This window comes from Rhodococcus maanshanensis NBRC 100610 (genome assembly GCF_001894865.1).
Lineage (GTDB): Bacteria > Actinomycetota > Actinomycetes > Mycobacteriales > Mycobacteriaceae > Rhodococcus_G > Rhodococcus_G maanshanensis.
This window is the reverse complement of sequence record NZ_BCXA01000061.1, coordinates 13,783-34,472: the sequence shown is the minus strand read 5'-3', so window position 1 is coordinate 34,472 and position 20,690 is coordinate 13,783. Positions and strand designations below refer to the sequence as shown.

General features: G+C 69.6%; 21 protein-coding genes. 14 read left to right on the top strand and 7 right to left on the bottom strand.

Annotated features, from left to right (window positions below):
• Positions 1-35 precede the first annotated feature (35 nt).
• Positions 36-1,658, bottom strand: a complete 1,623-nt coding sequence (locus RM1_RS24300; RefSeq protein ID WP_072754186.1) for a long-chain fatty acid--CoA ligase — start codon at positions 1,656-1,658, stop codon at positions 36-38.
• An 89-nt stretch (positions 1,659-1,747) separates the two neighbouring features.
• Positions 1,748-2,395, bottom strand: a complete 648-nt coding sequence (locus RM1_RS24295; RefSeq protein WP_072754185.1) for an MBL fold metallo-hydrolase — start codon at positions 2,393-2,395, stop codon at positions 1,748-1,750.
• 83 nt (positions 2,396-2,478) lie between these two features.
• On the opposite strand from RM1_RS24295, the gene purS reads away from it, so the two are divergent.
• The 5 genes from purS (at position 2,479) to RM1_RS24270 (ending at position 6,155) form a co-directional block, all read left to right on the top strand.
• Complete coding sequence (gene purS, locus RM1_RS24290) at positions 2,479-2,715, top strand: phosphoribosylformylglycinamidine synthase subunit PurS (protein ID WP_027503415.1); 237 nt, start codon at positions 2,479-2,481, stop codon at positions 2,713-2,715.
• A complete protein-coding gene (gene purQ / locus RM1_RS24285) occupies positions 2,712-3,389 on the top strand; it encodes a phosphoribosylformylglycinamidine synthase subunit PurQ (RefSeq protein ID WP_027503414.1) in 678 nt (225 codons plus the stop codon). The genes purS and purQ overlap by 4 nt, the downstream gene beginning before the upstream one ends.
• Before the next feature lie 71 nt (positions 3,390-3,460).
• Complete coding sequence (locus RM1_RS24280) at positions 3,461-4,534, top strand: NAD(P)H-dependent amine dehydrogenase family protein (RefSeq protein ID WP_072754184.1); 1,074 nt, start codon at positions 3,461-3,463, stop codon at positions 4,532-4,534.
• Positions 4,535-4,584: 50 nt separating this feature from the next.
• Positions 4,585-5,658 (top strand): NAD(P)H-dependent amine dehydrogenase family protein, encoded by a 1,074-nt coding sequence (locus RM1_RS24275; RefSeq protein ID WP_072754188.1) that lies wholly within the window; start codon positions 4,585-4,587, stop codon positions 5,656-5,658.
• Positions 5,659-5,675: 17 nt separating this feature from the next.
• Positions 5,676-6,155 (top strand): carboxymuconolactone decarboxylase family protein, encoded by a 480-nt coding sequence (locus RM1_RS24270; protein ID WP_072754183.1) that lies wholly within the window; start codon positions 5,676-5,678, stop codon positions 6,153-6,155.
• A 1-nt stretch (position 6,156) separates the two neighbouring features.
• On the opposite strand, the gene RM1_RS24265 is transcribed toward RM1_RS24270, so the two are convergent.
• The 4 genes from RM1_RS24265 to RM1_RS26255 form a co-directional block, all read right to left on the bottom strand.
• Positions 6,157-6,879 carry a DUF1361 domain-containing protein gene (locus tag RM1_RS24265; RefSeq protein ID WP_072754182.1) on the bottom strand — a complete coding sequence of 241 codons (723 nt, stop codon included), beginning with the start codon at positions 6,877-6,879 and terminating at the stop codon, positions 6,157-6,159.
• Positions 6,880-6,917: 38 nt separating this feature from the next.
• A complete protein-coding gene (locus tag RM1_RS24260) occupies positions 6,918-7,877 on the bottom strand; it encodes a Dyp-type peroxidase (RefSeq protein ID WP_072754181.1) in 960 nt (319 codons plus the stop codon).
• A gap of 130 nt (positions 7,878-8,007) precedes the next feature.
• The gene (locus RM1_RS24255; protein WP_072754180.1) at positions 8,008-8,550 is read right to left on the bottom strand and encodes a class I SAM-dependent methyltransferase; all 543 of its coding nucleotides are present in this window, start codon (positions 8,548-8,550) and stop codon (positions 8,008-8,010) included.
• Positions 8,526-8,783 carry a class I SAM-dependent methyltransferase gene (locus tag RM1_RS26255; RefSeq protein WP_143187345.1) on the bottom strand — a complete coding sequence of 86 codons (258 nt, stop codon included), beginning with the start codon at positions 8,781-8,783 and terminating at the stop codon, positions 8,526-8,528. Before RM1_RS26255 ends, RM1_RS24255 begins: the two co-directional genes overlap by 25 nt.
• A gap of 176 nt (positions 8,784-8,959) precedes the next feature.
• Here RM1_RS26255 and RM1_RS24250 point away from each other — a divergent pair, with 176 nt between their 5' ends.
• The 9 genes from RM1_RS24250 (at position 8,960) to purM (ending at position 20,212) form a co-directional block, all read left to right on the top strand.
• Positions 8,960-9,310: a VOC family protein gene (locus RM1_RS24250; protein ID WP_072754179.1), complete on the top strand. Its 351-nt coding sequence runs from the start codon at positions 8,960-8,962 to the stop codon at positions 9,308-9,310.
• Positions 9,311-9,340: 30 nt separating this feature from the next.
• Entirely contained in the window at positions 9,341-10,627 is a 1,287-nt protein-coding gene (locus RM1_RS24245) for a M18 family aminopeptidase (RefSeq protein WP_072754178.1), read from the top strand.
• 134 nt (positions 10,628-10,761) lie between these two features.
• Complete coding sequence (locus RM1_RS24240; protein WP_072754177.1) at positions 10,762-12,081, top strand: glycoside hydrolase family 183 protein; 1,320 nt, start codon at positions 10,762-10,764, stop codon at positions 12,079-12,081.
• 153 nt (positions 12,082-12,234) lie between these two features.
• Positions 12,235-14,508, top strand: a complete 2,274-nt coding sequence (purL, locus tag RM1_RS24235) for a phosphoribosylformylglycinamidine synthase subunit PurL (RefSeq protein WP_092667929.1) — start codon at positions 12,235-12,237, stop codon at positions 14,506-14,508.
• Positions 14,509-14,611: 103 nt separating this feature from the next.
• Positions 14,612-16,312: an alpha/beta hydrolase gene (locus tag RM1_RS24230; RefSeq protein WP_072754187.1), complete on the top strand. Its 1,701-nt coding sequence runs from the start codon at positions 14,612-14,614 to the stop codon at positions 16,310-16,312.
• Positions 16,313-16,331: 19 nt separating this feature from the next.
• Complete coding sequence (locus tag RM1_RS24225; RefSeq protein ID WP_072754175.1) at positions 16,332-16,982, top strand: GNAT family N-acetyltransferase; 651 nt, start codon at positions 16,332-16,334, stop codon at positions 16,980-16,982.
• The gene (locus RM1_RS24220; RefSeq protein WP_027503407.1) at positions 16,979-17,365 is read left to right on the top strand and encodes a sterol carrier family protein; all 387 of its coding nucleotides are present in this window, start codon (positions 16,979-16,981) and stop codon (positions 17,363-17,365) included. The genes RM1_RS24225 and RM1_RS24220 overlap by 4 nt, the downstream gene beginning before the upstream one ends.
• 85 nt (positions 17,366-17,450) lie before the next feature.
• Entirely contained in the window at positions 17,451-19,049 is a 1,599-nt protein-coding gene (gene purF, locus RM1_RS24215) for an amidophosphoribosyltransferase (protein WP_072754174.1), read from the top strand.
• A gap of 77 nt (positions 19,050-19,126) precedes the next feature.
• Entirely contained in the window at positions 19,127-20,212 is a 1,086-nt protein-coding gene (purM, locus tag RM1_RS24210; protein WP_027503405.1) for a phosphoribosylformylglycinamidine cyclo-ligase, read from the top strand.
• A gap of 159 nt (positions 20,213-20,371) precedes the next feature.
• Here the strand turns inward: purM and RM1_RS24205 are convergent, their stop codons facing one another.
• Complete coding sequence (locus RM1_RS24205; RefSeq protein ID WP_027503404.1) at positions 20,372-20,578, bottom strand: DUF3073 domain-containing protein; 207 nt, start codon at positions 20,576-20,578, stop codon at positions 20,372-20,374.
• Between the last annotated feature and the right edge of the window lie 112 nt (positions 20,579-20,690).

Below are 20,690 nucleotides of genomic sequence, written 5' to 3'. Positions count from 1 at the left end.
CAGTTCACTGACGGGTCGCGCCCCTTTCACGTCGATCAGAGTCGGGTGACCGTCAGCCCGCCGTCGTGGTAGTCGGCGCGCAGACGCTTCTTGTCGAACTTGCCGACGCTGGTCTTCGGGACCGCGTCGATCAGCGTCCAGTTCTCCGGCACCTGCCACTTGGCGACCTTGTCCGCCAGGTACTGCTGCAGCTCGGCGACGGTCGTCGTGGCGCCCTCACGCAGCACCACCGCGACCAGGGGGCGTTCGTCCCACTTCTCGTCGGGCACGCCGATGACGGCGGCCTCGGCGACGGACGGATGTCCCATCACGGCGTTCTCCAGGTCGACCGAGGAGATCCACTCGCCGCCCGACTTGATGATGTCCTTCGAGCGGTCCGAGAGGCTGAGGTAGCCGTCGGGCGTGATCGATCCGACGTCGCCGGTCCTGAGCCAGCCGTCGTCGAACTTGTCCGCCGCGTCGACCCCGTAGTAGGCCGCGGTGATCCAGGGCCCGCGGACCTCGAGCTCGCCGACGGAGGTGCCGTCGTTGGGGAGGACTGCGCCGTCGTCGCCGACGAGTCGGGCCTGCACGGACGCGGGGAACCGGCCCTGGGTGTAGCGGTACTTCCACATCTCGTCGCCGGTCGTGCCTGCGGGCGGGCGGGCCACCGAACCCAGCGGGGAGGTCTCGGTCATGCCCCAGGCGTGCAAGACCGAGACGCTGTGCTCGTCCTCGAAGGTGTGCATCAGCGCGGGCGGCACCGCGGATCCGCCGATCAGGACCTCCCGCATCGAGGAGATGTCCTGCGGATGGTGCTCGAGGTGCAGGTGCAGGCCCTGCCAGATGGTGGGCACCGCGGCGGCGAGGGTGGGCTTCTCGGCGGCGATCAGCTCGGCGAGCGGGGCGGGCTGCAGGAACCGGTCAGGCATGATCAGCGAGGCGCCGATCATGAACGCTGCGTAGGGCAGGCCCCAGGACATGGCGTGGAACTGCGGCACGACAGCAAGGGCGCGGTCGCCCTGCGCGAGGTTCGGGCCGTCGGACATGCACACCTGCATCGAATGCAGGTAGATCGAACGGTGCGAGTAGACAACACCTTTCGGGTCACCGGTGGTGCCGGAGGTGTAACACATCGCCGCGGCGCTGCGCTCGTCGACCTCAGGCCAGTCGAACTCGCCGGGCTGGCCGTCGAGCAGGCCCTCGTAGGTGTGGACCTGCACCCCCTCGGGGGCCTCGAGCCCGGCGGTGGAGGAGCCGGTGACGATCACGTGCTTGACGGTGGTCAGCTGCGGCAGCTGCGGCGCCAGCAGCGGGATGAGGGACGGGTCGACGATGATCACGTGGTCTTCGGCGTGGTTGGCCACGTGCACCAGCTGCTCGGGGAACAGCCGGATGTTCAGCGTGTGCAGTACCGCGCCCATCGACGGCACCGCCAGGTACGCCTCGAGGTGCTCGGAGTTGTTCCACATGAACGTCGCCACCCGCTGGTCGCCGGTGACACCGAGGCCGCGCAGGGCATGCGCCAGCGCCGCGCACCGCCTGCCCACCTCGGCGTAGGAGGTGCGGCGGGGGCCCGACTCGGTCCACGTCACCACCTCCGCCGCGCCGTGCACCGTGCTCCCGTGCCGAAGCAATTGGGCGATCGACAGCGGGGCGTCTTGCATCGTGCTCAGCATGGGAACTCCTGTGTGACGGCGACTGATGACTGTGACCGTAGTCACCCCGCCGCGCGGGCGCTCGTCCGCCCCATGGCCGCCGGAGCGGGTCAGCTCACCTCGGTGCCGGACTCCGCCGGGAGCACCAGGAACTCGGTTCCCGCGGGCCCCATCTCGCGCAGCCGGCCGTAGTAGATACCGGTCGCGGGGGCGTTGATGATGCCCTGGTGGATCGGCACCGCGACCCGTGGCGCGACGGCCCGCAGGTAGTCGACGGTCTCCGAGATCTTCATCCACGGCGCGACGGCGGGGATCGCCAGCACGTCGATCGGCTGCTCTGGCACGAACAGGGAATCGCCAGGGTGCAGCAGCCGCGCGGGCTCGGCCGGATCGCCGAGGAGGTAGCCGGTGTTGTCGATCACCGGGATCTCCGGGTGGATCACCGCGTGCCGCCCGCCGACCCCGGTGACCTGGACGTCGCGGATGGCGAAGGAGTCGCCCGCGTGCACCGCCGTCCACCGGCCGCCGAGCTGCGCCGCCGTCTGCGGGTCCGCGTACAACGCCGCGCCGGGGTTCGCCTCGACCAGGGCCGGCAGCCGCGCCGGGTCGGCGTGGTCGGGATGCTGGTGGGTGATGAGGATGGCATCCAGGCCGGTGATGCCTTCGAAGCCGTGTGAGAAGTTGCCGGGATCGAACAGGACGGTTGCGTCGTCGATCTCGGCGAGCACGCAGGAGTGGCCGAAGTGGGTCAGTCGCATGGGTTCGAGTATGCGCCGGTAAACTGCCTGTTGCCCGGCGGATCATTCCCGGGCGCACCGGAGCACCTAGCGAGGAGCAGCACGTGGCCCGTGTCGTTGTCGATGTCATGCCCAAGGCCGAGATTCTCGATCCCCAAGGGCAGGCAGTTGTCGGCGCCCTGCCCCGACTCGGGTTCACCGGAGTGTCGGATGTTCGCCAGGGCAAGCGTTTCGAGCTCGAGGTCGACGACAGCGTCGACGATGCCGAGCTGGAGAAGATCGCCGAGTCGCTGCTGTGCAACACGGTGATCGAGGACTGGAAGGTCACCCGAGTCCAGTGAGCGCCCGCATCGGAGTCATCACTTTCCCCGGCACCCTCGACGACGTCGACGCTGCCCGCGCGGTGAACCTGGCAGGCGGCGAGGCCGTCAGCCTCTGGCACGGCGATGCCGATCTCAAGGGCGTCGACGGGGTCATCGTGCCCGGCGGCTTCTCCTACGGCGACTACCTGCGCTGCGGCGCCATCGCCCGGTTCGCGCCGGTGATGGAAGAGGTCATCAAGGCCGCGGCGGGCGGCATGCCGGTGCTCGGCATCTGCAACGGCTTCCAGGTGCTGTGCGAGGCGGGGCTGCTCCCCGGCGCCCTGACCCGCAACGAGGGCCTGCACTTCATCTGCCGGGACCAGTGGCTGAAGGTGGAGTCCACCTCGACGGCGTGGTCCTCGAGGTACGAGTCGGGCGCCGAGATCCTCATCCCGCTCAAGTCGGGCGAGGGCCGGTACCAGGCCTCGGAGAAGGTGCTCGACGAGCTCGAGGGCGAGGGCCGCGTGGTGTTCCGCTACTCCGGCGACAACCCGAACGGCTCGCAGCGCGCGATCGCGGGCATCGCCTCGGCGAACGGCCGGGTCGTCGGCCTGATGCCGCACCCCGAGCACGCGACCGAGTCGCTGACCGGACCGAGCGACGACGGCCTCGGCATGTTCTACTCGGCGCTGGACGCGGTCCTCACCGCCTGAGCGGAGTTCGAGTTGAATCCCGCACCAGGGCGGACCGGTTATCCGGTCCGCTCTTTTGCTACCGTCCGGCCATGATCTCGACGATCGTGTGGGGGACAGGGAACTTCGGGCGCGCGGCGATCCGCGCGGTCGACGCGCACCCGGGTCTGGAGCTGGCGGCCGTGCTCGTGCACGATCCCGGCAAGGTCGGGCGCGACGCGGGCGACCTCGGCGGCCTGGGCCGGGCGCTCGGGGTCGTGGCGAGCGGCGACGCCGCGGCGGTGCTGGCGGCGGGCCCGCGCGCGGTGGTGTACGCGGCCTCCGGCGACATCCGCTCGGTCGATGTGGTCGCCGACATCTGCGCGGCGCTCCGGGCAGGCGCCATCGTGGTGACCCCGTCGATCTACCCGCTGTACGACCATCGCGATGATCGGCAGGATCTGCGCGAGGAGATCCGCGCCGCGCTCGCCGATGGGAACGGCTCGCTGTTCGTGACCTCCGTCGACCCCGACTGGACGGACGAGATGATGCCGCTGCTGCTCAGCGGGCTCGGCGCGGGCGTCGATCGGATCCACTGCCAGGAGATCGTGGACTATTCCGGGTACGACCAGCCCGATTCGGTGCGCTACCTGGTTGGCATGGGCGAGCCGCTGGACTATCTGGCGCCGATGATCGCGCCGAGGATGCCGACGACTGTGTGGGGCGGTCAGGTACGGCTCATGGCAAGGGCGCTGGGCGTCGAACTCGACGAGATCCGCGAGAGCCTCGAACGGCGGCCGCTCGAGGTCTCGATCGAGACCGACACGATGGGCAAGTTCGACGCCGGAGGGCAGGGTGCGCTGCGCTTGCAGGTGCAGGGCATCGTGGGCGGCGAGCCGCGCATCGTGATCGAGCACGTCAACCGCATCGACCCGGCCTGCGCGCCGGACTGGCCGAGCCCGCCGGAGGGGCAGTCCTGCGCGCAGCGGGTGCTCGTCGAGGGTGGCCCGCGGATCGCGATGATCGTGGTGGGCGCCGCCCCCGCCGGCGACGAGGACGCGACGTCGGTCTCACGGCTGGTCGGCGCCATCGACTGGCTCGCAGGCCAGGCGCCGGGGTTCTACGACGCGCTCGACGTCCCGCTGCGCCCGACGCGCGCACCGGAGTTGGCGGACGCCTCCGTCTGAGTCGGCCGAACGCCCACGAGAACGTGTTCCAGTTCGGTAGCGTCCCGGCCATGATCTCAACGGTGGTGTGGGGTACCGGAAACGTCGGACGGGCGGCCATCAGGGCGGTCGATGCGCACCCGGCGCTGAAGCTGACGAATGTGATCGTGAACAACCCCGACAAGGTCGGCCGCGACGCGGGCCATCTGGCCGGTCTCGACGCCGAGCTGGGGGTCGCCGCGACCGACGACATCGAGGCGGTGCTGGCCGCCAGCCCGGGGGCGGTGGTTTATGCGGCCTCCGGCGACATCCGGCCGGACGATGCCCTCGCGGACATCTGCCGGGCGATCCGCGCCGGGGCCGTCGTCGTCAGTCCCGCGCTGTACCCGCTCTACGACCCGACCAATGCCCCCGCGGAACTGCGGGGCCCGGTGCTGGCCGCCATCGCGGAGGGTGGCGGCTCGATGTTCGCCTCGGGCGTCGACCCCGGCTGGGGCAATGATGTGCTGCCGCTGCTGCTCAGCGGGCTCGGCAGCACCGTCGACGTGATCCGCTGTCAGGAGATCTTCGACTACTCCACCTACGACCAGCCCGACTCGGTTCGCTACCTGGTCGGCATGGGCCAGCCGATGGACTACCTGCCGCCGATGATCGCGCCGACGATCCCGACCATGGTGTGGGGCGGGCAGATCCGGATGATGGCGCGGGCCCTCGGCGTCGAACTCGACGAGATCCGCGAGACGCTCGACCGGCGCGCGCTCGACGAGACCGTCAGCACCAAGACGATGGGCGAGTTCGAGGCGGGCACCCAGGGCGCGGTGCGGTTCGAGGTGCAGGGCATCGTCGACGGCGAGCCCCGCATCGTCGTCGAACACGTCACCCGCATCCACCCGACCTGCGCCACCGACTGGCCGATGCCGCCGGACGGCGACGGCGCCCACCGGGTGATCATCGAGGGCCGCCCGCGCATCGAGGTGTCGGTCGAGTGCACCGACGAGGACGGCAGCCGGTCCGCGGGCGGAAACGCCACCGCGGTCGGGCGACTGGTGAGCGCCATCGACTGGCTGGTGGCCGCGGAACCAGGAATCTACGACGCGCTCGACGTCCCGCTGCGCCCAGCAGTCGGCAAACTCGGAAAACGGTAGTCACGAAAGGACGAGCCATGCTCATCGACATTCCCGAAGACAAGGACCCGATCGGGTACGTGTGGGGCGAGATGGTCCCCGGCATCGGGATCGCGGCCTCGAAGTTCTCGCTGTCCGTGTACGAACACTCGACCATCGATCTGCGGGCGTTCGAGGCCGCACGGCTGCGGATCGCGCAGATCAACGGTTGCATCTTCTGCCAGGACTGGCGCACCGAGAGGGACGGCAAGAAGGTGGAGGCCGGCTTCGACGATGCGGTCGAGAACTGGCGCACCACCGACATTTTCGACGATCGCACCCGGCTGGCCGCCGAGTACGCGGAGCGGTACGCGCTCGACCACCACGGACTGGACGACGAGTTCTGGACCCGGATGTTCGCGCACTACACCCAGACCGAGGTCGTCGAGCTCTCGATGAGCATCGGCGCCTGGCTGGCGTTCGGCCGGCTCAATCACGTGCTCGGCCTCGACAGCGTGTGCGTGCTACCCGGGCACTGAGCTACTCGTCGACGACCAGGTCAGGGGAGTTGGCGATCGCATCGAGGAACGGTCCGGCGATCAGGCCGTAGATGAGCAGCAGGAACACGGTGTGCGTCAGGCAGAACAACGCGAAATTGCCCACCGCGGCGCGGGAGTCGAAGTGTTCGCGGACCTTCGTCCACATGCGCCGCGGTGACCGCACGTCCCAGCTGTTGAGTCGCAGGTATCTGCCGAGGTAGATGCCAACCGACACCAGGGCGATGATGACGACGGCGGTGCTGCGCGCGGGCACACTCGCCAACGCGGCGTTCGAATCGCCGAACAGCATCACCGTGAGCATCAGCTGCGCGGCCATCACGCCGAGGACGGTGTTGACCACACCCGACATGGCGAAGGTGAGCACCGCGATGATGTCGTACCAGAGCGGGACCTCCTCGTCCTCGCGCCGATGGCTCTGGTTCAGCTCGGTGATCAGGTAGCCGGAGTTGGGCAGGGCCAGCAGCCAGACCGCGAATCCCGCCGTGCCCACTGCTATCCCGAGCGGGCGGGAGACGAATCCGACGGTCAGCACCAGCACGATCGCGACCGCGAGGAACAGCGCCAGCGGCAGCACCGAGAGCATGAAGTTCTTCACCATCGGCCGGTAGACCGGGACCCGATAGAGCCACGATCGCAGGTAGATCAGCAGCAGCGCGTAGGCGTTGAGCCCGATCGCGAACAACAGCAGGGTGTCGAGCGACATGGCCGAAACCTATCGGGTTTGCGGGCCCGAGGTCGGGATCACGGCGGCGGCGCGGGCAGTGCGTCGAAGAAATCGGCGCTCGGGGTGAAGAACGCGGATCCGGTGACCGGCACCGAGAAGTCGAGCAGCCGATCGTGATTGCCGGGCGGATCGCCGAGGAACATGTTCTCGAGCATCCGTTCGGTGATCGCGGGCGTGCGACAGTAACCGATGAAGTACGTGCCCATCTCGCCGTCGCCGACGCGGCCGAACGGCATGTTCGCGCGCAGGATCTCCAGCGATCGGCCGTTCTCGTCCTTGATCGCGTTCAGTGCGACGTGCGAGTTCGCGGGCTTGACGTCGTCGGGCATCTCGATGTCCTCGAGCTTGGTGCGCCCGATGACCCGTTCCTGCTCGGGGACCGGCAGCGCCTCCCAGGCCGACATGTCGTGCAGGTACTTCTGCACGTGCACGTAGGAGCCACCCGCGAAGGCAGGGTCCTCGTCGCCCACGGTGACCGCGGCGACGGCGGCTCGCCCGGACGGGTTCTCGGTGCCGTCGACGAACCCGATCAGGTCACGGTTCTCGAAGTACTGGAAGCCGTGCACCTCGTCGACGACGGTGGCCGCGCCTGCGAGCCGCTTGGCGATCTGGTGTGCGAGCTCGAAGCAGGCATCGAGGCTCATCGCCCGGATGTGGAAGAGCAGGTCGCCAGGGGTGGACGGGGCCTGATGCCTCCCGCCGCGCAACGCAGGGAACGGGTGCAGCTGCGCCGGTCGTGGCCCGGCGAACAGTCGGTCCCAGGCGTCCGATCCGATGCTGACGATCAGTTCCAGGCCCGATCCCGGCACCCGCAGCCCGACCGCCCGACGGAGTCCGGCAGCGTCCGCGAGCAGCGAGCGGATGACCGCCTCGCCGCCGGCATCGACGGTCGCGACGAGGAAGATCGCGGCGGGGGAGAGGGGGCTGGTCACCGTCTGGGACTCGGGAGCCCGTGGCGGGCGGGGCGATTCGGTCATCGAGGGCTCCGGTCTTCGCGGTGATCTGGGGTCATCGGCGGTATCGACCCTGCGCTCCAACGGTAATCGACGGCAGGGCAACGGCCCCGGCGCCGTCCTGTGGGTCCCGCCCCTGCGACGACCCTCGCGGTCAGCGACGCCCGAACGTTGTTGTGAGGATGCCGCCGAAGTCGATTCCGGATGGCTGGGCGAGCCACTCGAGTCCCTTCTCCATGTCGTCTGCGGCAGAAACGTGACCGGATGCGCGAAGGAGCGGTTGGAATCGGTTCAGCATCGCGCCGAAGAACCGGTCTCCGCTGCCCCCGTCGCCGAGGAGGAACGGCACACCCGTGAGCGTGACGTCGCGTAGCCCGAGTTCGCGCATCGCTCCCGTTGCGCGCCGCCCATATCCGATGTCCGCGCCGAGGTGTGCGCGCATCGCTGCGGCGAGACTCGTCATCGCCGCACGAACGGGTGGAAACGGAGAGGACAGGCCCTCGCTGATGTCGAGACTTCCGAGACACAACCAACCTCCCGGGGCGAGCCACCCGGCCATGCGGCGCAAGATTTCGTCGCGCGCAGGAAGGTACTCGAGGACGAGCCGCGTATGAACCAGATCGAACGAGGCGGGCGGGAAGTCATCGACGGTGATGTCGTGCGCTGTCGGCTTCAGATTGTGGATATCGGTCGGCAAGAAGCGAACTCCACGTCGGTGGCGATGACGCTGCCGTCAGCCGCGCTGAAGGCGAGGCTGCGCGCGACCGATCCGGCTCCTGCGCCGACATCGAGGCATCGCCATGTCGATCCGACCCCGAGCGATTCCAGAACGGGCAACGTCACCGGATCTGTGAACGACTCGAGCAGTCGAAGTCGTTGGAGCTCGTCGGGCATGTCATGCCCCAGAACGCTCTGAGCGTAGTTGCGCATCTTCGCCTCGTTCGCCCTTTGGGTGCAACCCTTTCGCGGTCGGCACCACGACCCGAGCAGTCTCACAGATCGGCACGGCAGGCGCGTGGAAATCTGGCTTTCGAGCCAGACACGTGGCCCGGTGGACGCGCTCGATGACCGCGCCGAATGTCGGTGCCCGGCGGTAGCGTTCGGTCATGACACTGACACTGGGCATGATCACCTTCGACAGCGCCGAACCGGGCCCCCTCGCCGCGTGGTGGGCGGAGCAGGTCGGAGGCCGGATCGAGCAGGAGAACGACGGCTGGTTCTACATGGTCGACGTGCCGGATGCCGCGCACAAGCTGGCCTTCCAGAAGGTGCCGGACCCCACGCCGGGCAAGAACCGGGTGCACCTCGACCTGATCACCGAGGACCTCGACGCCGAGGTGGCCCGGCTGACCGCGGCCGGAGCGCAGGAGTACGAGCGGCACGACATGGACGGCTTCCGGTGGGTCACCCTCACCGACCCCGACGGGAACAGGTTCTGCGTGTCGGGCAGCCACTGACGGGGTCGACCCGGTCACTAGGATCGACTCATGCCGCAGCTCACCGACGCCACCGCATCCGGGCTCTGCTCCTTCGTCGACGCGTCACCGTCGCCGTTCCACGTCTGCGAAACGGTCGCGGCCGAGCTGACCGCCGCGGGGTTCGTGCGGCTGCGCGAGGCCCAGGGCTGGCCGTCGGCGCCGGGTCGCTATTTCCTGGTGCGCGGCGGCTCGCTGGTCGCGTGGAGCACCGAGGCCAGCGGGCGGGAGGCGGCGCCGTTCCGGATCGTCGGCGGGCACACCGACAGCCCGAACCTGCGGGTCAAGCAGCACCCGGACCTCGAATCCGCAGGCTGGCAGCTGGTCGGCCTCGAGCCGTACGGCGGTGCGTGGCTGAACTCCTGGCTGGACCGTGATCTCGGCATCTCCGGCCGACTGAGCATCCGCGACGGAAACACGCTGCAGGAGAAGCTGATCCGGGTGGACCGGCCGATCCTGCGGGTGCCGCAGCTGGCGATCCACCTGTCGGAGGATCGCAAGGGGGTGCAGCTCGACCCGCAGCGGCACGTGAACGCGATCTGGGGTGTCGGGTCCTCGCCGCGGCGGTTCCTCGGCTTCCTCGCCGAGGAGGCGGGCGTCGATCCGGGCGCGGTGCTCGGTTGGGAACTGATGACCCACGACCTGGCACCGAGCGCGGTGGTCGGGCTGCACGACGAGTTGGTCAGCGCGCCGCGCCTGGACAACCAGGGCACCTGCTACGCGGGCAGCCGGGCGCTGCTCGCCGCGGTGGAGAACCCGGCCGAGGCGATCCCGGTGCTGGTGCTGTTCGACCACGAGGAGGTCGGCAGCATGTCCGACCGCGGCGCCTTCTCCGACCTGCTGAACTCGGTGCTCGAGCGGATCGTGCTGGCGCGCGGCGGTGGCCGGGAGGACTTCATGCGCGCGATGGCGGGCTCGGTGTGCGCGTCGGGGGACATGGCGCACGCGACCCACCCGAACTACCCGGACCGGCACGAGCCCGCGCACCGGATCCAGATCAACGGCGGTCCGGTGCTCAAGGTCAACCAGAACCTGCGCTACGCCACCGATGCGGCCGGAGCCGGCGCCTTCGCCCTCGCCTGCGATCAGGCGGGGGTGCCGCTGCAGCGCTACGTGCACCGGGCGGACCTGCCGTGCGGTTCCACCATCGGACCGATCACGGCGTCGCGGACCGGGCTGTCCACCGTCGACGTGGGGGCCGCGCAGCTCGCGATGCACTCGGCGCGGGAGCTGATGGGGGCGGCCGACGTGGCCTCGTACGCCGAGGCGCTCGCGGCCTTCCTGGCACCGGCGGACTAGGCCGCCCGGGCGGACTTGTTTGTTGACGTTTAGTAACAATTGCCCCAACGGTCACCTCAGTAACAGTTCTCCCGTGTTTGGCTGGGCCGCGTTCATTTCCGCGCCCCCTGCAGAACCACGAGAGGAACATCTCTGTGCGTGCGCTGAGTCGGTCTTGGTCATCGGTCCTGTCCGCGGCGGCGGTCGCGGTTGCCCTTGCGGCATCGGCGGTCTCGCCTGCCTCGGCGGCGGAGGGCGGCCCATGCGGTCAGGGCGAATCGGGCAGTTCCGGCGGCAGCAGCGGTAGCAGCACCGGCTCGCTGGCCGGGCTGATGCCGTGGATCACCGGGCCGCCGGACGGCGGCGTCCCGCAGTTGACCGGCAGGACCAAGGCGATCGAGATGGTCACCGGTCCCGGCAGCCCGAACAACACCATCGCGCGCTTCAACGTCTCGGGCACCGACCTGGGCATCATGTGGGACAACGGCAACGCCCTCGGCCGCCACGACGTCCTGATGGCGTTCGGCGACACCGTCGGCGACTGCGAGGCGGACGGCGACGACTGGCGGAGCAACGTCCTGTTCCGCAGTTCCGACACCGTGCTGTCCGACGGCATGCGGATCGACAGTTCGCCCCTGAGCGGTCCGAACAACTCCAAGGAGATCATCCCCGGCTTCGCGATCCCCGGCGAGTACACGACCATCCCGACCGCAGGCATCGCGGTGAACGGGGTGCAGTACGTCCGCTTCATGTCGGTGCGGTCCTGGGACACCCCGGGTAACTGGACCACGAACTACTCGGCCATCGCGTACTCGACGGACAACGGTGAGAACTGGACCGCGGACCCCGCGACCATCCGTACCAACATCGAGGGCATCGACGTCCCCGGCTTCCCTGCGGTCAGCCCTGGCAATTCGAAGTTCCAGCAGAGCGCCTTCGTCGACGGTAGGGACGGCTTCGTCTACGAGTACGGCACCGAGTCCGGCAGGCAGGGCACCGCGCTGCTCGCCCGCGTCCCGGCCGGTCAGATCCGCGACCTGAACGCGTACACGTACTGGAACGGCAGCACCTGGGGCACCGATCTCGCGCAGGCGGCGCCGGTGATCGGCTCGCCGGTCAGCGAGCTCGCTGTGCAGTGGAACGGCTACCTGGGCAAGTACGTCGCGATGTACACAGATGCCACCAACTCGCTCGTGATCCGGCAGGCGGACCGGCTCGAGGGCCCGTGGAGCGGTAAGCAGACCATTCTCAGCGGGACGCTGGTGCCCGCCCTCTACGGCGGCTTCATGCACCCGTGGGCCACGGGCCAGTACCTGGAGTTCGTGGCCACCACCTGGGACCGCTACAACGTCATCTACATGCGCACCGACCTGAACGGTCTGCAGATGAAGGCCACGGATCAGGCAGACCGCCCCGACCCTGCGACCACGGGAGACGCGCGGCTGCTGCGGGTGGAGTACCCCGACGAGCAGTGACGGGTGCCGCGGTGGTGCGGGGTGGCCACTACCAGTGCGGGGGCACGCTGTCCTGGCGGTTAGACTTTGCCCAGGCAGCGTGGCGCCAGCCGCGGCCGATTTGACTCCTCCAGGGAAGGGACCCGACTCCCCGTGTCTTCAGAGACGAGCACCGTGCAGGTCGACACCGTCACCAAGGCCGCAGCGACCCCGGATGTCGCCCAGCCCTTCAAGGAACTGGGACTCAAGGAAGACGAGTACGCCCGGATCAAGGAGATCCTCGGTCGGCGCCCGACCGATGCCGAGCTCGCGATGTACTCGGTGATGTGGAGCGAGCACTGCTCCTACAAGTCCTCCAAGGTGCACCTGCGCTACTTCGGCGAGACCACCACCGACGAGATGCGCTCCTCGATGCTCGCGGGCATCGGTGAGAACGCGGGCGTCGTCGACATCGGCGACGGCTGGGCGGTCACCTTCAAGGTCGAGTCGCACAACCACCCGTCCTACATCGAGCCCTACCAGGGTGCGGCGACCGGCGTCGGCGGCATCGTCCGCGACATCATGGCGATGGGCGCCCGCCCGATCGCGGTCATGGACCAGCTCCGCTTCGGCGCGGCGGACGCGCCCGACACCCGCCGGGTGGTCGACGGCGTGGTCCGCGGCATCGGCGGCTACGGCAACTCCCTCGGCCTGCCGAACGTCGGCGGCGAGACGGTCTTCGACGCCTCCTACGCGGGCAACCCGCTGGTGAACGCGCTGTGCGCGGGCGCGATGCGCGTCGAGGACCTGCACCTCGCCTTCGCCTCCGGCGCCGGCAACAAGATCATCCTGTTCGGCGCGCGGACCGGCCTCGACGGCATCGGTGGCGTCTCCGTGCTCGCCTCGGAGACCTTCGACGAGTCCTCCGGCGGCCGCCCGAAGAAGCTGCCCGCCGTCCAGGTCGGCGACCCGTTCACCGAGAAGGTGCTCATCGAGTGCTGCCTCGACCTGTACAAGGCGAAGCTGGTCGTCGGCATCCAGGACCTCGGCGGCGCCGGGCTGTCCTGTGCCACCTCCGAGCTCGCGGCGGCCGGCGACGGCGGCATGCACATCGACCTGGACAAGGTGCCGACCCGCGCGACCGGCATGACCGCGGCCGAGATCCTCTCCAGCGAGTCGCAGGAGCGGATGTGTGCCGTGGTCACCCCCGAGAACGTGGACGCGTTCATGGAGGTCTGCCGCAAGTGGGACGTGCTCGCCACCGTCATCGGTGAGGTCACCGACGGCGACCGGCTCACCATCGACTGGCACGGCGAGAACGTCGTGGACGTCCCGCCGCGCACCGTCGCGCACGAGGGCCCGGTCTACGAGCGTCCCGTGCAGCGGCCCGCGACCCAGGACGCGCTCGTCGCCGACACCACCGCCGCCCTGGCCCGCCCGACCACGCCGGACGAGCTGAAGACGACGCTGCTGAACATGGTGGCCTCGCCGCAGCTGTGCAGCCGCAAGTGGATCACCGAGCAGTACGACCGCTACGTGCGCGGCAACACCGTGCTCGCCGAGCAGGCCGACGCGGGCGTCATCCGGATCGACGAGGAGACCGGCCGCGGTATCGCGCTGGCCACCGACGCCTCCGGCCGCTACACCCTGCTCGACCCGTACGCAGGTGCCCAGCTGGCGCTGGCCGAGGCGTTCCGCAACGTCGCGGTCACCGGTGCGACCCCGAAGGCCGTCAGCAACTGCCTCAACTTCGGTTCGCCGGAGGACCCGGGCGTGATGTGGCAGTTCCAGCAGGCCGTGCGCGGCCTGGCGGACGGCTGCGCCGCACTCGGCATCCCGGTCACCGGTGGCAATGTCAGCTTCTACAACCAGACCGGCTCGACGGCGATCCTGCCGACCCCGGTGGTCGCCGTGCTCGGCGTGATCGACGACGTGCACCGCCGCATCCCCACCGGGCTCGGCCTCGAGCCCGGCGAGACCCTGATCCTGTTGGGGGAGACTCGCGATGAGCTTGATGGCTCGATCTGGGCGCAGGTCGAGCACGATCACCTCGGTGGCGTGCCGCCGAAGGTCGACCTGGCGCGCGAGCAGCTGCTCGCCGACATCCTGCTGGCAGGCTCGCGGGACGGGCTGATCAGCGCCGCGCACGACCTGTCCGAGGGCGGCCTCGCCCAGGCGGTCGTCGAGGCCGCGCTGGCGGGCGAGACCGGCTGCCGGATCCTGCTCCCCGAGGACGCTGACCCGTTCGTCACGCTGTTCTCCGAGTCGGCGGGACGTGTCCTGGTCGCGGTGCCGCGCACCGAGGAGACCCGGTTCACCGGCATGTGCACCGCCCGCGGCCTGCCGTGGGTGCGCATCGGCGTCGTCGACGAGGGTTCGGACTCGATCGAGGTCCAGGGCCAGTTCTCGGTGACCATGGCCGAGCTGCGCGAACTGTCGGAGGCGACGCTCCCCGAACTCTTCGGCTGAGTCCTTGACCGGGGGAGAGGTCGAGACCAAGCAGACCGGGGGAGCGGCCGGGACGAAGCACGAGCAGTCCAGCTGGGTCGAGGTCCTCGCCTCTCCCGAGGAGCTGCGGCAGCGGCACCCCTTCGTGGGCTGGGCCTGGGGTCTGCTGCGGCTGGACTACACGGGCATCGCGTTCGCGGCGCTGTTCTTCTGCTGGTCGCTGACGCCGTCCCTGCTTCCCCGGGACTGGCTCTATCAGGGCCTGATCGGCGGCATCACCGCGGCCATCGGCTACGGCGTCGGAACCGCGGTCGGGTGGGCGGTCAGCCGGTTCCTGCTGGCGCGGCTGCCCTGGTGGCCACCGCCCGCGAAGGTCCAGCTGGCACTCAAGATCGCGGTGCCGACCCTGTCGCTGCTGGTGTCGATCGGCATGCTCATCGTCGCGGCCGCCTGGCAGCGGGAGCTGGCCGCGCTGACCGACGCCGAGGGCACCACCACCACCGGGTACCTGCGGACGCTGTTCCTGAGCATGCTGATCGCGGCGCTGCTGATCTCGTTGTGGCGGGTGCTGCGGGACCTGGTCAGGCTGATCGCCCGCTACCTGAACCGGTGGCTGAAGGTGCCGCGTTCCGCCGCAGCCCCGATCGGCGTGGTGCTGGTCGCGTTCCTCAGCTACACCATGGTGACGGACGTGCTGTTCGATGCCGCGTACGCGGCGATCAACTCCGCCTTCAGCCTGCAGAACAACACCACCCGAGAGGGTGTCGTGGCGCCGACCGAACCCGAGCGGTCCGGCAGTCCCGCCTCGTACGCGAGCTGGGAGTCGCTCGGCTTCGAGGGCCGCAACTTCGTCTCGCGGGGCATGCACGCCGACGAGCTGGCGGCCGTGAACGGGAAGCAGGCGCTCGAGCCGATCCGGGTCTACGCCGGGCTCGAGACGGCGGCGGACACCGACGCCCGACTGGACGTGGTGATCTCCGAGCTCGAGCGCACCGGGGCCTTCCAGCGCAGCGTCCTCGTGGTCATCCCGACCACCGGCACCGGCTGGGTCAACCCGACCGCGGCAGAGGCGATCGAGCTGGTGCACAACGGTGACAGCGCGCTCGTCGCCAGCCAGTACTCGTACCTGCCCAGCTGGATCTCGTTCCTCGCGGACCGGAACAAGGCCGCCGAGGCCGGCCGCGCGCTGATCGGCCGCGTGCACGAGCGCTGGCTGCGCGAGCCTGCGGAGACCAGGCCCGAGCTGCTGATCTACGGCGAGAGCCTCGGCACGCAGGCAGGCGAGGCGGCGTTCGACGGCCTCTCCGACATCCGGGAGACCGTCGACGGGGTGCTGTGGGTTGGTCCACCGAACTCGAACACCCTGTGGAGCCAGCTCGTCGCGCGGCGGGACCCCGGCACACGGCAGGTCGAACCGGAGTACGCCGACGGGCTGGTGGTCCGTTTCGCCAACGACGCCGCCTCGATCGGGAGTCCGCCCTCGCCCTGGATGAAGCCGCGGGTGCTCTACATCCAGCACCCGTCGGACCCGGTGGTGTGGTGGAGCCCCGACCTGATCTTCAACCGCCCCGACTGGCTCTCGGAGGCGCCGGGCGCGGACCGGCTGCCGAGCATGCGGTGGTTCCCGTTCGTGACGTTCTGGCAGGTCGCCGCCGACCTCGCCAACGCCGCGGGGGTGCCCGACGGTCACGGACACAACTACGGCACCACCGTGCTCGACGGCTGGGTCGCGGTGGCCGGTCCGGACGGCTGGACCGCAGGCGACACCGAACGCGTCCGCGCGGCGATCGAGGCGCGGGCGGGAACACAGGGGCCGGAGAAGTGACGCAGACAGAGGGGGAATCGTGACGGACCACTGGAGCGAGGCGCCGACACTGCACGGGGAATTCGTGTTGCTGCGTCCGACGACGATCGCTGACGTCGACGGGCTGGCGAGGGCGCACGATGATCCCGAGACGTTGCGGTACTTCCCGTATGGGATCGAGTCGGAGCCGCCGTCGGTGGCCTCGGTCGACCACGCGCTGCGGTCCGGGCGGCAGACACTGACGCAGGTGGACGCCGCGACCGGTGAGATCGTCGGTACCACCTCGATCTACAACATGAGCGAGCTGCACGGCCGGGTGACGGTCGGCTACACATGGCTCGCCTCCCGCGTGCGGGGCACGGCGATCAATGCCGAGTCGAAACTTCTTGTGCTGGAACATGTTTTCGACACTCTTGGGGCGCGGCGGGCGGAGCTGAACGTCGACGACGAGAACGTTCGCTCGCGCGCAGCCGTCGCCGCGATCGGCGCGACCGAGGAGGGTGCGCTCCGTCGGCACGCCCGTCGGCGTGACGGCACGGTGCGGACCACGATCGTCTACTCGGTGACGGACGAAGAATGGCCTGGGGTGCGGGCAGGCCTGCTCGCGCGGATCTCGCGCCGATCGGCGAACCGGCCTGCTGTTCGACCCGGTCAGGCCGCGGACCCGGCCGCCGCTGGGTTCGTGCGGTGACCGCACGCAAGAAGATCGACCCCGCCGACCTGAGGGCGGCGCTGCTCGAGGTCCGCGATTGGCTGGCCGACGCCGACGCTCCTGCGCCGAGCCGGGCCCAGCTCGCGGCCGCCGTCCGGCTCAGCGCCAGGACCCTCGAGAACACCGCGCCCGGCTCCTCGGTGGAGGTGCGGGTGCCGCCGTTCGTGGCGGTGCAGTGCGTCGCGGGACCGCGGCACACCAGGGGCACCCCGCCGAACGTGGTTGAGACCGATCCGCGGAGCTGGCTGCTGCTGGTGACCGGGGGACTGACGTTCGACGCCGCCTCGGCGACGGGCGCGCTGACGGCGTCGGGCACCAGGGCCCGCGAGATCGAGCACTGGCTGCCGCTGCTCCGCTTCTGAGGGCCGGAGGCCTGTGGTCAGTACACCCGCCGTTAACCCGTAGAATGACCTTGCCCCCCATCCCACCCCCTAGGGAGCAACCCCGGTGACTCAAGCCGAATTGTCGGTCAACAGCCCGAATCTTCTCGCACCCGCAGACCTGTCGGATCAGGACGAGCAGCCGCCTCGCGAGGAGTGTGGCGTCTTCGGCGTCTGGGCTCCCGGCGAGGATGTGGCGAAGCTCACCTATTACGGCCTCTACGCGCTGCAGCACCGTGGTCAGGAGGCGGCAGGCATCGCCGTCGCTGACGGTTCGCAGGTGCTGGTCTTCAAGGACCTCGGCCTGGTCAGCCAGGTGTTCGACGAGCAGACCCTCGGCGCGATGCCGGGGCACGTCGCCGTCGGGCACTGTCGCTACTCGACCACCGGGTCGACCACATGGGAGAACGCCCAGCCGATCTTCCGGACCACGGCGGCGGGCACGGGCATCGCCCTCGGCCACAACGGCAACCTGGTCAACACGGCGGAGCTGGCCACCAGAGCGCGCGCGGCCGGGCTGATCAACGACAAGCGGCCGGGCGGCGCCACCTCGGACTCCGACATCGTCGGCGCGCTGCTGGCGCACGCGGCGGCCGACCGCACCATCGAGCAGGCCGCGATGGAGCTGCTGCCGACCCTGCGCGGCGCGTTCTGCCTGACCTTCATGGACGAGCACACCCTGTACGCGGCCCGCGACCCGCACGGGGTCCGCCCGCTGTGCCTCGGCAGGCTCGACCGCGGCTGGGTCGTCGCCAGCGAGACCGCCGCGCTCGACATCGTCGGCGCCTCGTTCGTCCGCGAGATCGAACCGGGCGAGCTGCTCGCCATCGACGCCGACGGCGTCCGCTCCTCGCGTTTCGCCGCGCCGACGCCCAAGGGCTGCGTCTTCGAGTACGTCTACCTGGCCCGCCCGGACAGCACCATCAGCGGCCGGTCGGTGCACGCCACCCGCGTCGAGATCGGTCGCAGGCTGGCCAAGGAGCACCCGATCGAGGGTGACCTGGTCATCCCGGTTCCCGAGTCCGGCACCCCGGCCGCGGTCGGCTACGCGCAGGGTTCCGGCATCCCCTACGGCCAGGGCCTGATGAAGAACGCCTACGTCGGCCGCACTTTCATCCAGCCGTCGCAGACCATCCGTCAGCTCGGCATCCGGCTCAAGCTCAACCCGCTCAAAGAGGTCATCCGCGGCAAGCGCCTGATCGTCGTGGACGACTCCATCGTCCGCGGCAACACCCAGCGCGCGCTGATCCGGATGCTCCGCGAGGCGGGCGCGCTGGAGATCCACGTGCGGATCGCCTCGCCGCCGGTCAAGTGGCCCTGCTTCTACGGCATCGACTTCGCCTCGCCCGCGGAGCTGATCGCCAACGGCGCGGGGGCAAGCGATGCCGACGGCGTGACCAGTCACAGCATGGACGAGATGCTCGAGGGCGTGCGCCGTTCGATCGGTGCCGACACCCTCGGATACGTCTCGATCGAGGGCATGATCGCCGCCACCGAGCAGCCCGCGTCCCGACTGTGCTCGGCGTGTTTCGACGGTAATTACCCGATTGCGCTGCCGACCGAGACCTCGATGGGTAAGAACGTGCTCGAGGGAATGCTGGAGAGCACCGCGGGCGCCGCGGCGACGCAGGACAACGACAACGCGAGTGCGCTGAGTCGACCGTAGGCGCGTAGCGCCAACACGTAGATCACCATGCGGTGCCCCAAGGCGCCGCCGAGAAGATGGCTGGAGCAGCGAATCCGATGACCGACGACAACGACCGCCCCACCGGCGCCTCCTACGCGGCGGCGGGGGTGGACATCGAGGCCGGAGACCGGGCCGTCGAGCTGTTCGCCCCGCTGGCCAAGAAGGCGAGCCGCCCCGAGGTGATCGGCGGCCTCGGCGGGTTCGCCGGGCTGTTCGCGCTCAAGGGCGGGTACAAGGAGCCGCTGCTCGCGGCGTCCACCGACGGCGTCGGCACCAAGATCGCCGTCGCGCAGGCCATGGACAAGCACGACACCCTCGGCCTCGACCTGGTCGCGATGGTCGTCGACGACCTCGTGGTGTGCGGCGCCGAGCCGCTGTTCCTGCAGGACTACATCGCCGTGGGCCGGGTCGTCCCGGAGCGGGTCGCCGAGCTGGTCAAGGGCATCGCCGACGGCTGCATCATCGCCGGCTGTGCGCTGCTCGGCGGCGAGACCGCTGAGCACCCCGGGCTGATGGCGGACGGCGACTACGACCTCTCCGCCACCGGCGTCGGCGTCGTCGAGGCGGATGCCGTGCTCGGCCCGCAGCGCGTGCGCCCCGGCGACGTGGTGATCGGCATGGGCTCGTCGGGCCTGCACTCCAACGGCTACTCGCTGGCCCGCAAGGTGCTGCTCGAGATCGACCGCATGTCGCTCGGCGGCCACGTCGAGGAGTTCGGCCGGACCCTCGGTGAGGAGCTCCTCGAGCCGACCAAGATCTACGCCAAGGACTGCCTGGCCCTGATCGCCGAGACCGACGTGCGCACGTTCTGCCACGTCACCGGCGGCGGCCTGGCGAACAACCTGGCCCGGGTCATGCCGAAGGGGCTCGTCGCCGAGCTCGACCGCGGCACCTGGAGCCCGGCGCCGGTGTTCGCGATGATCGCGCAGCGCGGCCGGGTGGAGCGGGCCGAGATGGAGCAGACGTTCAACATGGGCGTCGGCATGGTCGCCATCGTGGCGCCCGAGGACGTCGATCGTGCGCTGGCGGTGCTGACCGCCCGTCACATCGACTGCTGGACGCTCGGCACCGTGGCCAAGGCATCGGACAAGCAGGACGGAACCGACCTGGTTCGCATGGTCGGGGACCACCCGCGCTTCTGATCCGACAGGACAAACAAACAAACGGACCGTTGACCACCCTGGCGGGAGGTCAACGGTCCGTTCGTTTATGTGATCAGCAGATCGAGATTGCACGCCGACCGTACATGCCGAAATGCGGGGGAGCCGGTGGGCTACCCCGCATTCCTGTACTGCGCCGTGTCAGCGGCGCCAGTCGTCGTTTTCGTCGTCGTCCCAGCGCGACGCAGTGTCCTCGGAACGTTGGTCGGCGAGGACCCCGTTCCGGTGGGAGCTGGACGAACCTCCGGACAGTTCCTTTTGCAGGCTGTCGAAGTTCGTGGACGGCGAGCTGTACTTGAGCTCGCGTGCAACCTTGGTCTGCTTTGCCTTAGCCCGGCCGCGGCCCATGGCCAACCCCCTCGCGCTTCCGCGGGGCGGCCTGGGAATTTTTGGCGGCCCCGTTTGAGTGTGTATTTCTTCCTGACACACACTCTAGCCTGAGAACTCGGCGGGCGCTCCC

Coding starts and splice junctions, on each gene's coding strand:
- RM1_RS24300 (WP_072754186.1), bottom strand. CDS start 1,658: ATGCTGAGCACGATGCAAGACGCCCCGCTGTCGATCGCCCAATTGCTT.
- RM1_RS24295 (WP_072754185.1), bottom strand. CDS start 2,395: ATGCGACTGACCCACTTCGGCCACTCCTGCGTGCTCGCCGAGATCGAC.
- RM1_RS24280 (WP_072754184.1), top strand. CDS start 3,461: ATGATCTCGACGATCGTGTGGGGGACAGGGAACTTCGGGCGCGCGGCG.
- RM1_RS24275 (WP_072754188.1), top strand. CDS start 4,585: ATGATCTCAACGGTGGTGTGGGGTACCGGAAACGTCGGACGGGCGGCC.
- RM1_RS24270 (WP_072754183.1), top strand. CDS start 5,676: ATGCTCATCGACATTCCCGAAGACAAGGACCCGATCGGGTACGTGTGG.
- RM1_RS24265 (WP_072754182.1), bottom strand. CDS start 6,879: ATGTCGCTCGACACCCTGCTGTTGTTCGCGATCGGGCTCAACGCCTAC.
- RM1_RS24260 (WP_072754181.1), bottom strand. CDS start 7,877: ATGACCGAATCGCCCCGCCCGCCACGGGCTCCCGAGTCCCAGACGGTG.
- RM1_RS26255 (WP_143187345.1), bottom strand. CDS start 8,783: ATGCGCAACTACGCTCAGAGCGTTCTGGGGCATGACATGCCCGACGAG.
- RM1_RS24250 (WP_072754179.1), top strand. CDS start 8,960: ATGACACTGACACTGGGCATGATCACCTTCGACAGCGCCGAACCGGGC.
- RM1_RS24245 (WP_072754178.1), top strand. CDS start 9,341: ATGCCGCAGCTCACCGACGCCACCGCATCCGGGCTCTGCTCCTTCGTC.
- purM (WP_027503405.1), top strand. CDS start 19,127: ATGACCGACGACAACGACCGCCCCACCGGCGCCTCCTACGCGGCGGCG.
- RM1_RS24205 (WP_027503404.1), bottom strand. CDS start 20,578: ATGGGCCGCGGCCGGGCTAAGGCAAAGCAGACCAAGGTTGCACGCGAG.